At 63.6% G+C, this 13,924-nt stretch carries 14 protein-coding genes; 13 read left to right on the plus strand and 1 reads right to left on the minus strand.

Annotated elements, in window-relative coordinates:
* Window positions 1-62: 62 nt before the first annotated feature.
* The 8 genes from ACGYLX_RS11590 to ACGYLX_RS11625 all read left to right on the plus strand — a co-directional run bounded on the left by ACGYLX_RS11590 (window position 63) and on the right by ACGYLX_RS11625 (window position 9,169).
* Window positions 63-2,312, plus strand: a complete 2,250-nt coding sequence (locus tag ACGYLX_RS11590) for a transglycosylase domain-containing protein (protein WP_394449586.1) — start codon at window positions 63-65, stop codon at window positions 2,310-2,312.
* A 112-nt stretch (window positions 2,313-2,424) separates the two neighbouring features.
* Window positions 2,425-4,161: a type I secretion system permease/ATPase gene (locus ACGYLX_RS11595; protein WP_394449588.1), complete on the plus strand. Its 1,737-nt coding sequence runs from the start codon at window positions 2,425-2,427 to the stop codon at window positions 4,159-4,161.
* Window positions 4,158-5,468, plus strand: coding sequence for an HlyD family type I secretion periplasmic adaptor subunit (locus ACGYLX_RS11600; protein WP_394449590.1), 1,311 nt, complete (start codon window positions 4,158-4,160; stop codon window positions 5,466-5,468). Before ACGYLX_RS11595 ends, ACGYLX_RS11600 begins: the two co-directional genes overlap by 4 nt.
* Window positions 5,469-5,553: 85 nt before the next feature.
* Window positions 5,554-6,012, plus strand: a complete 459-nt coding sequence (locus ACGYLX_RS11605) for a RidA family protein (protein ID WP_271688794.1) — start codon at window positions 5,554-5,556, stop codon at window positions 6,010-6,012.
* Window positions 6,009-6,770 (plus strand): glycerophosphodiester phosphodiesterase family protein, encoded by a 762-nt coding sequence (locus ACGYLX_RS11610; protein ID WP_394449592.1) that lies wholly within the window; start codon window positions 6,009-6,011, stop codon window positions 6,768-6,770. Before ACGYLX_RS11605 ends, ACGYLX_RS11610 begins: the two co-directional genes overlap by 4 nt.
* 48 nt (window positions 6,771-6,818) lie before the next feature.
* Window positions 6,819-8,006, plus strand: a complete 1,188-nt coding sequence (locus ACGYLX_RS11615) for a GNAT family N-acetyltransferase (RefSeq protein ID WP_394401901.1) — start codon at window positions 6,819-6,821, stop codon at window positions 8,004-8,006.
* The gene (locus ACGYLX_RS11620; RefSeq protein ID WP_394401904.1) at window positions 8,003-8,311 is read left to right on the plus strand and encodes a 4a-hydroxytetrahydrobiopterin dehydratase; all 309 of its coding nucleotides are present in this window, start codon (window positions 8,003-8,005) and stop codon (window positions 8,309-8,311) included. The genes ACGYLX_RS11615 and ACGYLX_RS11620 overlap by 4 nt, the downstream gene beginning before the upstream one ends.
* Window positions 8,312-8,323: 12 nt before the next feature.
* The gene (locus tag ACGYLX_RS11625) at window positions 8,324-9,169 is read left to right on the plus strand and encodes a mechanosensitive ion channel family protein (protein WP_394401907.1); all 846 of its coding nucleotides are present in this window, start codon (window positions 8,324-8,326) and stop codon (window positions 9,167-9,169) included.
* Window positions 9,170-9,390: 221 nt separating this feature from the next.
* Here ACGYLX_RS11625 and ACGYLX_RS11630 read toward each other — a convergent pair whose 3' ends face one another.
* Window positions 9,391-9,879, minus strand: coding sequence for a peroxiredoxin (locus ACGYLX_RS11630; protein ID WP_394449595.1), 489 nt, complete (start codon window positions 9,877-9,879; stop codon window positions 9,391-9,393).
* Between the two features lie 88 nt (window positions 9,880-9,967).
* Here ACGYLX_RS11630 and ACGYLX_RS11635 point away from each other — a divergent pair, with 88 nt between their 5' ends.
* From ACGYLX_RS11635 to bfr, 5 genes are all read left to right on the plus strand, one after another.
* Window positions 9,968-11,173 (plus strand): NAD(P)/FAD-dependent oxidoreductase, encoded by a 1,206-nt coding sequence (locus ACGYLX_RS11635; protein WP_394449597.1) that lies wholly within the window; start codon window positions 9,968-9,970, stop codon window positions 11,171-11,173.
* Window positions 11,170-11,727 (plus strand): 16S rRNA (guanine(966)-N(2))-methyltransferase RsmD, encoded by a 558-nt coding sequence (rsmD, locus tag ACGYLX_RS11640; RefSeq protein ID WP_394449599.1) that lies wholly within the window; start codon window positions 11,170-11,172, stop codon window positions 11,725-11,727. Before ACGYLX_RS11635 ends, rsmD begins: the two co-directional genes overlap by 4 nt.
* Before the next feature lie 128 nt (window positions 11,728-11,855).
* Window positions 11,856-13,118, plus strand: coding sequence for an imelysin family protein (locus ACGYLX_RS11645; RefSeq protein WP_394449601.1), 1,263 nt, complete (start codon window positions 11,856-11,858; stop codon window positions 13,116-13,118).
* Window positions 13,119-13,181: 63 nt separating this feature from the next.
* On the plus strand, window positions 13,182-13,430 hold the full coding sequence (locus ACGYLX_RS11650) for a bacterioferritin-associated ferredoxin (RefSeq protein ID WP_271692854.1): 249 nt from the start codon (window positions 13,182-13,184) through the stop codon (window positions 13,428-13,430).
* The gene (gene bfr, locus ACGYLX_RS11655) at window positions 13,427-13,912 is read left to right on the plus strand and encodes a bacterioferritin (RefSeq protein ID WP_136720255.1); all 486 of its coding nucleotides are present in this window, start codon (window positions 13,427-13,429) and stop codon (window positions 13,910-13,912) included. The genes ACGYLX_RS11650 and bfr overlap by 4 nt, the downstream gene beginning before the upstream one ends.
* The last annotated feature ends 12 nt before the right edge of the window (window positions 13,913-13,924 follow it).

Genomic DNA, 13,924 nt, shown 5'->3' on the forward strand with positions numbered 1-13,924 from the left:
CGCTAAACAAACCGCTGCAGTCAGGCTAAAGTGGCGAAAAATAGGCCCGAGCAGGCGATATTATGACCGATAAGAACAAGCGCAAACGCCCTTTGGTGGCCGACAAGCGGTATCCCGGTAAGGCCAAACCAAAGGCCAAGACCGCGGCGCGGGGCAAACCGGCCACGCGCAAGGCCGCGCCCGCCCGCCGCAAAGCCGCTCGTCCCAAACGCCCCCGGCGCGGCGGTATCATCGGTTTCTTTGCGGGCCTCGCCCGCTGGATCTGGCGCTTGATCTGGACGATCACATGGCGTGTCAGCCTTGTGGTCTTCCTCGTCCTCGCCTTGGCCGTTGGCTATATCTACACCACGATCCCGCCCCTCGAAGCGTTGTTGGATGGCCGCGCGCGCGGCTCTGTCACGATGCTTGACCGTGAGGGAGAGGTCTTTGCATGGCGCGGCGACCAGTTTGGCGGCGTGGTCTCGGCGGAATCGGTTTCCAAACATCTGAGAAACGCGGTCATCGCCACCGAGGACAAGCGATTCTATCGCCATCTGGGCGTCAGCCCGCGGGGCATCGCCTCGGCTGTGCGCATCAACCTGAGCGAGGGGCGCGGGCCGCTTTCCGGCCACGGCGGCTCGACCATCACGCAGCAGACAGCCAAACTGCTTTGTCTGGGCGAACCCTATGACCCCAGCAGCGGCATGACGGAAAAGGAATATGAGGCGGAATGCCGTCGTTCGTCTTTGGGCCGCAAGGCCAAGGAAGCGCTCTTTGCCATCGCGATGGAGCTGAAATACACTAAGAACGACATCCTCTCGATCTACCTTAACCGCGCCTATATGGGCGGCGGTGCCTTTGGGGCAGAGGCCGCGGCGCAGCGGTTCTTTGGCAAGCCCGCAGCGGCCCTCTCGCCCGCCGAAGGCGCGATGCTGGCCGGTCTTCTGACCGCGCCCACGACGCTTTCGCCCACCAACAATCTGGACCGGTCGCAAAGCCGCGCCGCCACGGTGATCCGCCTGATGGAAGAGCAGGGCTATCTCTCTGCCGGCGAGGCTGATGAGGCCATCGCCAACCCCGCGCAACTGTCCGAGGCGGCAGAGGCCGAGGCGGGTGGCTATTTCGCCGACTGGGTCATGTCCTCGGGGCCGGAGTTCTTTACCCGCAACACCACCGAGGACGTGATCATCAAGACCACCCTCGATCAGCGCATCCAGCGCGCAGCCGAGGAAGGCTTGAAATGGGTGTTTGAGAATAAGGTCCGCGAAGGCTCCAAGGCGCAGGCGGCGATCGTGGTGATGTCTTCTGATGGCGCGGTGCGCGCGCTGGTCGGCGGGCGCAAGACCAAGGTCGCGGGCGCCTTTAACCGTGCCACGCAGGCGATGCGCCAGACCGGCTCGGCCTTTAAACCCTTCATCTATGCCGCGGCGCTCGATCTGGGCTATTCGCCCGATGACATCATCGTGGATGAGCCCTATTGCCTGAATATCCCCGGTTCGGGACAGTGGTGTCCCAAGAACTACACCAAGAGTTTCAAGGGGCCGGTGACCCTGACCGAGGCGCTGAAAAGCTCGCTGAACATTCCGGCGGTAAAAGTCTCGGAAAGCGTGGGCCGCGAAACGGTGAGTTCGGTCGCCACGCAGTTCGGCATCAAAAGCGATCTGGCCGCTGGTCCGGCGCTGGCGCTTGGCGCATCGGAGAGCACCCTGCTTGAAATGACCGGCGCCTATGCCGGTATCCTCAACGGCGGCTCATCGGTGACGCCCTATGGGTTGGTCGACCTGCGCCTTCTGGGCGAGACGGAGCCGCTGATGGGCACCGGCGGCGGCATCAACGAACGTGTGATCCAAGAAGATGCCGCGCGCCAGTTGGTCTATATGATGGAAAAGGTGATCTCCGAAGGGACCGGCCAGCGCGCCAAGTTTGGCGGGCGGCAATTGGCGGGCAAGACCGGCACCACCTCGGCCAACAAAGATGCCTGGTTCGTGGGCTTCTCGGCGGATTATGTGGCCGGGGTCTGGATGGGCTATGACGACAACACGCCGCTCACCGGGGTCACGGGCGGGGGCCTGCCCGCAGAGATTTGGCGCGAAACCATGAGCCGCGTGCATGAGGGGATGCCCCTCAAGGAGTTGCCGATGCAGGCGCCCGCCCCGCCCAGCAACCTGAGCGAGGCACAGCCCGAACCGCAGCCACAGCCGCAACCCCAAGGCGGTGGCAACCAAGGCGGCGGCGCGGACAATGTGATCGACAGGGTTCTGCGCGATATCTTTGGCGGCGGCAGCAGCGGCAGCGGTGCCAGCGCGCCCGCGCCGAACTTCCTTGACCGCTGAGGCGGTCGGGGGCGGGCCGAAAAATCAATAGCATTGGGTTGTTAAACTCAGTATCAATTCCCCAAAGGCGGGAAGGTGCTGCGCGCGTGGCGGGCAGCGTTGAAGGGGTTTGATGCAGAGCGATGTGGTGAACAGGGGGCTGTCCGAGCTGCGTCGCGTGCGCAGGCGCAGCCGCGGGCTTTATTGGGCGGTGGCCTTGTTCAGCCTTTTTGCCAATATGCTCATGCTCACCGGCCCGCTCTATATGTTGCAGGTCTATGACCGCGTGCTCGGCTCAGGGTCAGAGGAAACGCTGATCGCCCTCTCGGTTCTCGTCGTCTTTCTCTATGCGGTGATGGGGCTTTTGGATTACACGCGTGGCCGGATCATGGCGCGGGTGGGGGCGCGGTTTCAATCCGATCTCGACCGGCGGGTGTTCGACGCGGTGGTGCGCAAATCCGCCGTGGCCCCGGACGTGAAAACCAACGCGGGCCTTGCCGATCTCGAAGCCGTGCAGCGCCTCATGACCTCCCCAGTGCTAATGGCTGCCTTTGACGCGCCATGGACGCCGATCTTCTTTGCCGCGATCTTCTTGTTCCACCCGATGTTGGGCTGGCTGGCCTTGGGTGGTGCCGCCGTGCTGGTGGCAATCGCGGTGGCCAATCAAATGCTGTCGCGCGAAAGCCAAGCCCGGGCTGGCATCTCGGGGCAGGCGGCGGATGCCATGTCGGGCCAGATCAGGGTCGAGGCCGAGATGGTGCAGGCCATGGGGATGCGCGATGCCGTCTTTACCCGCTGGCAGCAGGCCCGGGGGCAGGCGCTGGCGCAGCAGGTGAAATCGACCGACGTGGGCGGCACTTTCACCGCGATGACCAAGACGCTGCGGCTGTTTCTGCAATCCGCCATGCTGGGTCTCGGCGCTTGGCTGGTCTTGAAAAACCAGATGACACCGGGCGCGATGATCGCAGGCTCGATCCTCTTGGGCCGGGCGCTGGCACCGGTGGAACTGGCGTTGAACCAATGGCCGGTGGTGCAGCGGGGCCGGGCCGGTTGGGCCAATCTGGCGCAGCTTCTGGGTGCGGTGGGGGAAGAGCCCGCGCGCACTGCCCTACCACAGCCAAAGGCAAAACTCGCCGCAAAAGCGCTGACCGTCGTGGCGCCGGGTGAGAAACAGGCGGCGCTCAAGTCGATCAACTTCACCGTTGAGCCGGGGCAGGCGGTTGGCGTGATCGGCCCCTCGGGGGCGGGGAAATCGACCTTGGCCCGCACGCTCACCGGGGTCTGGCCGCCTGCAGGCGGGTCTATCCGCCTCGACGGGGCCGCGCTGGAGCATTACGGGAGCGAGACTTTGGGGCGGCATATCGGATATCTGCCGCAGCGCGTTCAGTTGTTCGACGGCACCATTGCCGAGAATATCGCCCGCCTCTCTCCCAATCCTGACGACGCCAAAGTGGTCAAGGCGGCCAAGATGGCGGCGGCCCATGAGATGATCCTCGAATTCCCGCAAGGCTATGACACGCCCATCCGCGCAGGGCAGGTGCGGCTTTCAGGCGGGCAGATGCAGCGGATCGGGCTCGCGCGGGCGCTTTATGATGACCCGGTGATCGTCGTGCTGGATGAGCCGAACTCGAACCTTGACAATACCGGCTCTCAGGCGCTGAACCACGCGATCCGACAGATGAAGGCCAGCGGGCGGTCGGTGCTGATCATGGCGCATCGCCCGGCAGCCATTCAGGAATGCGACACGCTGCTGGTGCTGGATAACGGCATGCGCAAAGCCTTTGGCCCCAAGGATGAGGTGCTGGCCGGGATGGTGCAAAACCACCGCGAGATCCAGAAAGCGCCCGCGCGCTCGGGGGGCGTGGTATGAACGCCCGTGAGGACAAGCGCTGGTCGGCGAAGCGGCCCCTGATCCTTGGGTTCATCGGGCTGCTCCTGCTCTTCGGTGGTTTTGGCACATGGGCGGTGACCAGCCAAATCGCCGGGGCGGTCGTGGCCTCGGGCCGGATCGAAGTCGACCGCAACCGGCAGATCGTCCAGCATGAGACCGGCGGCGTGGTGGCCGACATCCTTGTGGATGAGGGCGACAGCGTCGCCGCCGGGGATGTGCTGCTGCGGCTGGATGCGGAGCAGTTGACCTCGCAATTGGCCATTGTCGAAGGGCAGCTTTACGAGCTTATGGCCCGCCGGGGACGGCTAGAGGCGCAGCGCGATGAGGTCGAGACGGTCACATTTGACGAAGAGTTGCTGACCGCCGGGGCGACGAACCCTGACGTGCAGGAATTGGTGGACGGGCAGCGCAACCTTTTTGACGCGCGCCGCGTCAGCGTGGCGCAGGAGCTTGAGCAATTGGGCAAACGCCGGGCGCAGATCAACGCGCAAATCCGCGGGGTCGACGCGCAGGAGGCCGCGCTTTCGCGGCAGTTGGAGCTGATCGAAGAGGAGTTGGCCAATCAGCAATCGCTGCTGGACCGGGGCCTGACGCAGGCCTCTGCCGTGCTCACCCTCATGCGCGAACAGGCCCGCCTGCGCGGCCAGATCGGAGAGCTTTCGGCGCAAAAGGCCCAGTCGCAAGAGCGGGTGACCGAGATCGACATCGAACGGCTCAAACTGCGCTCCGCCGGACGGGAAGAGGCGATCACTCAACTGCGCGATCTGCGCTACCGTGAGTTGGAGATGGCCGAGCAGCGCCGCGCGCTGAGGGCCGAGATCGACCGCCTTGATATCCGCGCGCCGGTGTCGGGGGTGATCTATGGCATGCAGGTGCAAACCCCGCGTTCCGTCGTGCGCGCGGCGGAGCCGCTGATGTATCTCGTTCCGCAGGACCGTCCGCTGATCATCGCCTCGCAGGTGCAGACCATTCACATCGATCAGGTCGCCGTGGGCCAAGAGGTCAACCTGCGTCTTTCGGCGCTGAACCAGCGCACCACGCCGGAACTGGTGGGCAAGGTCTTGCAGGTCTCTGCCGATTCCATCGAAGATGACGCCACCGGTCAGAGCTATTACCGGGCCGAGATCGCGCTGAACCCCGGTGAGACGGATAAGCTGGAGGAGGGCACCATTCTCCTACCCGGCATGCCGGTCGAGGCTTTCATCCGCACCGGGGAGCGCTCTCCCATGGCCTATTTGCTGAAACCGATGGCCGACTATTTCGCCCGCGCCTTCCGCGAAAGCTGAAGCGGGGCAGGTGGCAAAGGGGCTTTCCCTTGGCGCGGCGGGCGGTTAGCGTCCGCCCCAGAACCGCAACCAAAGGAAGCCCGTCATGTCCCTGACCGCCCGCCTTGCCGAACTCGGCATCACCCTGCCCGACGCGCCCGCACCCGCGGCGAACTACGTGCCCTTCGTGGTCACCGGCAATACCGTCTATGTCTCGGGCCAGATCTCCAACGGGCCGGATGGGTTGATCACCGGGCGTTTGGGCGCCGATATGGATGTCGACGCCGGTGCCGCCGCCGCGCGCAGCTGTGCGCTGAGCCTTCTGGCGCAGGTCCGCGCCGCTTGTGATGGCGATCTGGACCGGCTCAAGCGTGTGGTGAAACTGACCGGCTTCGTGAACTCCACCGCCGACTTCACCGACCAGCCCAAGGTCATCAACGGCGCCTCCGACTTCATGGTCGAGGCGTTGGGCGATGCGGGCCGTCACGCCCGCTCGGCGGTCTCTGCCGCATCGCTGCCGCTGGGTGTCGCCGTCGAAATCGAAGGCATCTTTGAGATCGAATGACCCTTCCTGCCGCCTTTTTGAACATTCCGCTGGCGCATCGCGCGCTGCATGACCTTGCCGCCGGACGGCCCGAAAACAGCCGCGCCGCCGTGCGCGCGGCTGTCGATGCGGGCCTGGGGATCGAGATCGACCTGCAACTCAGCGCCGATGGCAAGCCGATGGTGTTCCACGATTACGGGTTGGAGCGGCTGACGGAAGAGCAGGGCGCGGTTCGGCTGCGCGACGCAAGTGCCCTTGCCGCGATCCCGCTGAAGGGCGGTGATGAGGGGATTCCGACGCTTGAAGAAATCCTCGACCTCGTTGCCGGGCGCGTGCCGCTCTTGGTGGAGTTCAAGGATCAGGACGGTGCCATGGGGCCGGATGTCGGTGCGCTTGAGGCCGCCGCGGCGGAACTGCTTGGCCGCTACCGGGGTGATCTGGCGGTCATGTCCTTCAACCCGCATTCGGTGCGCGCGCTGGCCCAGCTTTTGCCCGAGGTGCCGCGCGGCCTGACCACCAGCGCCTATCGCCCCGATGAATGGCCGCTGCCCGAAGCGACCTGCGACCGGCTGCGCGAGATTCCCGATTACACCGACAGCGGGTCTTGTTTCATCAGCCATGAGGCGGACGACCTGAGCCGCCCCCGCGTGGCGGAACTGAAAGCAGAAGGGGCGGCGGTACTCTGTTGGACGATCCGCAGCCAAGCGGAGGAAGATATGGCGCGTCAGGTGGCGCAGAACGTGACCTTTGAGGACTATCTGCCGCGCCCGCGCCCTTGATCTGCGAGGGCGACGCCACACATAGGACCCAAGGCAGGCAAGGCTCAGATGAACGCGCAGGAAATCGAGATTACCGTGGTGCCGGAATTGGCGCAGATCGGCCAAGAGGATTGGGACGCCTGCGCCTGTCCCGAGGCTGCGGATGGGGGCCGTCCGCGCGATCCTTTCACCACCTATCGCTTCCTTTCGGCGCTTGAGCGCAGCGGCTCGGTCGGCCCCGGCACCGGTTGGCAGCCGCAGTATCTGGTGGCGCGGATCGCAGGCCAAGTGATCGCCGTCGCGCCGATGTATGCCAAATCGCACAGCCAAGGCGAATATATCTTCGACCACAACTGGGCCCATGCCTATGAACGCGCGGGCGGGCGCTATTACCCGAAACTTCAGATCGCGGTGCCGCATACCCCCGCCACCGGGCGGCGTTTTCTGCTGCGGCCCGGGTTCGAAGAGGCGGGCACCGCCGCGCTGGTTCAAGGCGCGGTGCAGCTGACCGACAACAACGCGCTGTCGTCGCTGCATGTGACCTTTTGCACCGAGGGCGAAGTCGCGCGGGCCGAAGAACTCGGCTTGATGAGCCGCAAAAGCCAGCAGTTCCATTGGCACAACCGCGACTATGCGGATTTCGACGGGTTCCTCGCCAGCCTGTCCTCGCGCAAGCGCAAGAACATCCGCAAGGAACGCGCGCAGGCGCAGGATTTCGGCGGCAGGATCCACACGTTCACCGGAGATCGGATTGAGCCGGAACATTGGGATGCCTTTTGGCAGTTCTACCAAGACACCGGCGCGCGGAAATGGGGCTCACCCTATCTCACGCGGGAATTTTTTGACCATGCGCAGGAAAGCCTGCGTGACGATATTGCATTGGTGCTGGCCGAACGTGACGGGCGTTGGGTGGCCGGGGCGCTCAACTTCATCGGGCGCGAGACGCTCTTTGGCCGCTACTGGGGCTGTACCGAACACCACCCCTTTTTGCATTTCGAACTGTGCTATTATCGCGCCATGGATTTCGCCATTACCCATGGGCTTGCCCGTGTCGAGGCAGGCGCGCAGGGCGAACACAAGCTCGCGCGGGGCTATTTGCCTTCGCCCACATGGTCGCTGCATTGGATGCGCGATCCGGGCTTTGCCGCCGCCGTGGGGGAGTATTTGCAGGCCGAACGCGACGCCGTGGACGAAGAGATCAGCGTGCTGACCGACTACGGACCTTTCAAAAAGACGACGATCGAGGAACAAGAATGACCGAGAGATTGAGCATCGAAACCCGCAAGACCCTGCTTCAGCCGCTGTTCAACACGGGCTGGGAGATGGTGGAAGGCCGGGATGCGATCCACAAGACGTTCAAGTTCAGTGATTTCGCCGATGCCTTTGGCTGGATGGCAAGGGTGGCTATTTGGGCGGAAAAATGGAATCACCATCCGGAATGGAGCAACGTTTACAACCGGGTGGAGGTAACGTTGATCACCCATGACGTGGATGGGCTCAGCTCGCTCGACGCGAAGCTGGCGCGTAAGATGGATGGTCTCTTTGGGGCCGGTAAAGACTGACGGAGAGACCGGATGCAAGATTTGTTTGAAACCGAGTTGTGGCAGGGCAAGACAGTTGCCGATCTGCTGACGCTGGAGTTCTTGGCCAGCGCGGCGGGGTCGGTGATCGCCGCGATTGCCATTCTGCTGCTGGGGTGGATCATCTCCAGTTGGCTGCAGCACCGGGTTGAGAACCTTGGCAAGCGGCACAAACACCTTGATGAGATGCTGTTCGAATTTCTGGCTTCCATCGTGCGCTATGTGGTGCTGGGCTTCACTGTTCTGTTCGTGCTCAACACTTTCGGGGTCAAAACGACCTCGGTCGTGGCGGTCATTGGTGCCGCGGGTCTGGCGATTGGTCTGGCCCTGCAAGGCACCCTGTCGAACGTGGCCGCGGGCGTCATGCTGATCCTGTTCCGCCCGATCAAGATCGGCGATTTCGTTGTGATCGCGGGCGAGATGGGGACGATCAAACAGATCAACCTGAACTACACGGTTCTGGCCGATCTCAGCAACGTGCAGGTCATCGTGCCGAACTCCGAGGTTTGGGGCAATGTGATCACCAACTATTCCGTCAACCCGACGCGCCGGGCGGAGTGGACCTTTGGTGTGGGCTATGGCGCGAACCTCAAGACCGCAGAGGATATCATCCGCAGCACAATCATGTCGGATGAGCGCGCGCATACGGACCCCGAGCCCTTCATTCAGGTGAACAACCTCAACGACAGTTCGGTGGATTTCCTTGTGCGGGTCTGGTGCAGCGCGGACGATTACTTTGCCTTCAAGGCCGATATGACCCGCAAGGTCAAAGAGGCGCTGGATGAGGGCGGGGTGGATATTCCCTTCCCCACGCGCACAATCGTTCAGGCGGCGGAGTAAGGCGTCTGAAGGGCGTTGCCTGCTGAAACGAAGGGCATCGCCCTCCCTGGGGGGCGATGAGGGGCTCGCTGTATGGCGGGCCGGTTCACCCTAAATTGAGGTTCCGTCTGCCAGACCCTTGCAAAATCGCCCTCCGGGGGGAGGGAGGGCGATGCCCGGTGTGCCACCGGGCGGGTCGTTGGAAGGGCAGCGCCTGATCCGCTCAGTCGCTGCCCGTCACTTTACATATTATCCAGCAACGCTTCGCCGCCGGAAATCTCGCAGGTGCCTGCGCTTTCTTCGGGCTGCCAGAGCGTGACCTTACCGTCTTCGACCAGCATCGCATAGCGTCTGGACCGGCCCACCAGCCCGGCGCCCTCGGCGTCGAACTCCATGCCGATGGCGCGGGTGAATGCGCTGCTTGCGTCGGCGAGCATGGTGATCCCGGCCTCTGTCGCGCCGGTCGCCTCGCCCCAAGCCTTCATCACGAAAGGATCGTTGCAGGAAATGCAGATCACCTCATCCACGCCCTTGGCGTCGAACTGATCCTTGGTGCGCACGAAGCTGGGCACATGGGCTGAGTGGCAAGTCGGCGTGAAGGCGCCCGGCACGGCAAAGATCACCACTTTGCGGCCTTTGACCTTGTCGGCCATCTGCACCGGCTCGGGTCCATCGGCGCCCATCTGAACCAGTTTCGCGTCTGGCAGTGTCGAACCTTGAGAAATCGTCATGGGATAGCCTCTCCTGTCATTGCGGTTGTCTTGGGGCCAGATATAGGCTTTGACCGCGACTGAGACCAGATCAATCGGGGGGTGGCAGATGCAGCATGTGGTGGTGATCGGAGCCGGGCAGGCGGGAGCGTCATGCGTGGCAAAACTGCGAAGCGGCGGGTTCGAGGGGAAAATCACCCTCATCGGCGGCGAGCCGTGCCCCCCTTACCAACGCCCGCCCCTGTCCAAAGGCTACCTGCTGGGGGAGATGAGCCAAGAGCGTCTCTTGCTCCGGCCCGAGGCATTCTACGCCGATCAAGGGATCACGCTGAAAACCGACTGCCGCGTTACCGCGATTGATTCCGAGGCGCGGGTGCTGAGCACCTCCGACGGCGCGGTCGCCTATGACGAACTGGTGCTCGCCACCGGCTCGACCCCGCGCCGCTTGCCCGCCGCGATCGGCGGGGCGCTGGAGGGTGTCTTTACCGTGCGCGATCTGGCGGATGTCGATGCCATGGCCCCGCGTTTCGTCAAGGGCGCGAAGGTGCTGATCGTCGGCGGCGGTTATATCGGGCTGGAGGCGGCGGCGGTCGCGGCCAAGCTGGGGCTTGAGGTCACGCTGGTGGAAATGGCCGACCGGATCCTGCAACGGGTGGCCGCGCCAGAGACCAGCGATTATTTCCGCGCCCTGCATGAAGGCCACGGCGTGCGCCTGCGCGAAGGCGTGGGGCTGGAGCGGCTCTTGGGCGAGGGCCATGTCACCGGCGCACGGCTGAGCGACGGCACAGAGATCGCCGCCGATTTCGTCATCACCGGCGTCGGCATCGAGCCCGACATCGCGCTGGCCGCCAGCGCGGGGGTCGAGATCGACAACGGCATCAAGGTCGATGCGCAGGGCCGCACGAACCTGCCCGGTATCTGGGCGGCGGGGGACTGCACCTCATTCCCCTATCGCGGCGGGCGCATCCGTCTGGAAAGCGTGCCAAACGCCATCGATCAGGCCGAGGTCGTGGCCGAAAACATCCTTGGCGCGGGCAAGGAATACATCGCCAAACCGTGGTTCTGGTCTGACCAATATGACGTGAAACTGCAAATCGCTGGGCTAAACGCAGGCTATGACCGCGTCGTTACCCGCCGGGGCGCGGGCAGCGCTTCCTTCTGGTATTACCGCGGTGAGACGTTGCTGGCCGTCGATGCGGCGAACGATCCACGGGGCTATATGGTCGGCAAACGGTTAATTGAGGCCGGCAAATCGCCCGATCCCGCCTTGGTCGCGGACCATCAGACGGACCTCAAGGCGCTGCTGCGGGCATGAGGATCATCGCTGGGAAATACCGGGGCCGCCCACTGGCGGCACTTGGCAAGGGCGACGCCGGGGCGCATCTGCGCCCGACCTCGGACCGGGTGCGCGAAAGCCTTTTTTCGATGCTGACCCATCACGACGTGATCGAAGGCGCGCGGGTGTTGGACCTCTTTGCAGGCACCGGCGCGCTTGGGTTCGAGGCGCTGTCGCGTGGGGCCGCATCGGTTTGTTTCGTCGAGAATGGCCGCAGCGGGCAGCGGCTGCTCGGGGAGAATATGCGCAAGCTGGACACGGTGGCGGACACCCAACTGCTGCGCCATGATGCCACGCGGCTGGGGCCGTGGACGCAGGCGGCTTTCGATCTGGTCTTTCTCGACCCGCCCTATGGCAAGTCCATGGGGCAAAAGGCGCTTGCCGCGGCGGCCGAAGGCGGCTGGCTCACCCCCGGGGCGATGGTCGTCTGGGAAGAAAGCGCCCCCATGCAGGCGCCTGAGGGATTCGCCCGGATCGACACGCGCAAATATGGCGATACCCATGTGACCCTGTTGGAAAGGGCCACGAGCTAGCGGGATTTCGCAGGTTCAGCCCGCCTGAGGTTGTACCTTGTCTTTTCCGACAAAATAAGTCACCTATTGCCCGAAGGCCCGATACGCCCTGTGTCGGGACCATGGTGATTTTCAAGGAAGGACATCCGATGCGCCTCAAAGCGTCCACGGCCATTGCGCTGATCACATTCGCCGCCGCCCCGGCATTCGCCCAAGGCAAGGCCGAGGTGCTGGACACCTATGCCGACATCGCGCAGGCCGGATACGAAGACAGCCTGACCACCGCGCAGACCCTGCAAGCCGCCGTCGAGACGCTGATCGCCTCCCCCTCTGCCGAGGCGCTTCAGGCGGCGAAAACCGCATGGCTGGCCGCCCGCGTGCCCTACCAGCAGACCGAGGTGTTCCGCTTTGGCAATGCCATCGTCGATGACTGGGAAGGCAAGGTAAACGCATGGCCGCTGGACGAGGGTCTGATCGACTATGTCGACGCCTCCTATGGCGGTGAAACAGATGAGAACCAACTGGCGGTTCTGAACGTCATCGCCAACCCGACATTCACGCTCGGCGGGGAAGAGGTGGACGCCACCGAAATCACCCCCGAACTGCTCGAAGGGCAGTTGCATGAGGCGGGCGCGGTCGAGGCCAATGTCGCCACCGGCTACCATGCCATCGAATTCCTGCTCTGGGGCCAAGACCTGAACGGCACCGACCACGGCGCGGGCGACCGTCCTTGGACCGACTACGCAGCGGATGACGACTGCACCGGCGGCAATTGCGACCGCCGTGGGCAATACCTCAAGGCCGCCACCGATCTCTTGGTCAGCGATCTGGAATGGATGGCCGGTCAATGGGCCGAAGGCGGTGAGGCGCGCGCCACCGTGCTGGCCGACGAAGACGCCGGGATCGACGCGATCCTGACCGGCATGGGCTCGCTTTCCTACGGCGAACAGGCCGGGGAGCGGATGAAGCTGGGCGTCATGTTGAACGACCCCGAGGAAGAACATGATTGCTTCTCGGACAACACCCACAACAGCCACTACTACGACGGTTTGGGCGTGCGGAACGTCTATCTGGGCGAATACCTGCGCGTCGATGGGCGTGTGGTCTCGGGCGCGTCGCTGTCCGATCTGGTGGCCAGCGCCGACGCGGGTGTCGATGAAGACCTGCGCGCCAAGCTGAACGCTTCCATGGTGGAGCTGGGCCAGATCAAGACCGCCGCCGAAGCGGGTTTCAGCTATGACATGATGCTTGAGCGTGGCAATGCCGAGGGCGAGGCGCTGATCATGGGCGCGGTCGACGCGCTGGTGAACCAGACCCGCGCCATTGAGCGCGCGGTGACGGCTCTGGGCGGTGACGAGATCGCCTTTGAAGGCTCCGACAGCCTCGACGCGCCGGAGGCCGTCTTCCAGTAATCCTAAACTTTCCCCCGGGCCGCGCTGTCGCGGCCCGGGGCCAGCCAAGGAATACGCAAAACCATGATTGTTTGTCACTGTCAGAACATCACCGATCGCGACATCAACAATGCCATCGACTGGATGCGCGCCTCGGACGCGCGAACGGTTATTACTGCCGGCAAAGTATACCGCGCTTTGGGCAAAGCAGCCGATTGCGGGGGGTGCATGCCTCTCTTCTTGTCTACCATGCGCGGAAATGGCAACTTTTCCGTGCCTGTGCTGAAAACCACTCTACGTCAGGCGAAACCAAACAAGGAGACAGGTTCATGAAGGGCGACGACAAGGTCATCGAATATCTCAACGCTGCACTGCGCAGCGAATTGACGGCGGTCAGCCAGTATTGGCTGCATTACCGCCTGCAAGAAGACTGGGGCTATGGTCGGCTTGCCGATAAATCGCGCGAGGAAAGCATCGAAGAGATGAACCACGCCGACAAGCTGATCGAACGGATCATCTTCCTCGAAGGGCACCCCAACCTGCAAAAGCTGGACGCGCTGCGCATCGGTGAAACGGTCAAGGAATGTCTGGAGGCCGATCTCGCCGCCGAGCATGAGGCCCGCACCCTCTATATCGAAGCGCGCAATCACTGCGATCAGGTGGGCGACTATGTCTCGAAGAACCTGTTCGAAGAATTGATCGCCGATGAGGAAGGGCATATCGACTTCCTCGAAACCCAACTGGCGCTTCAGGCGGAACTGGGCGAGGCCGTCTATGGTCAGCTTCAGGCCAAGCCGACAGACGACAGCAAGTAACCGCGACAGGCA

Source organism: Sulfitobacter sp. 1A13496 (genome assembly GCF_043557225.1).
Lineage (GTDB): Bacteria > Pseudomonadota > Alphaproteobacteria > Rhodobacterales > Rhodobacteraceae > Sulfitobacter > Sulfitobacter faviae.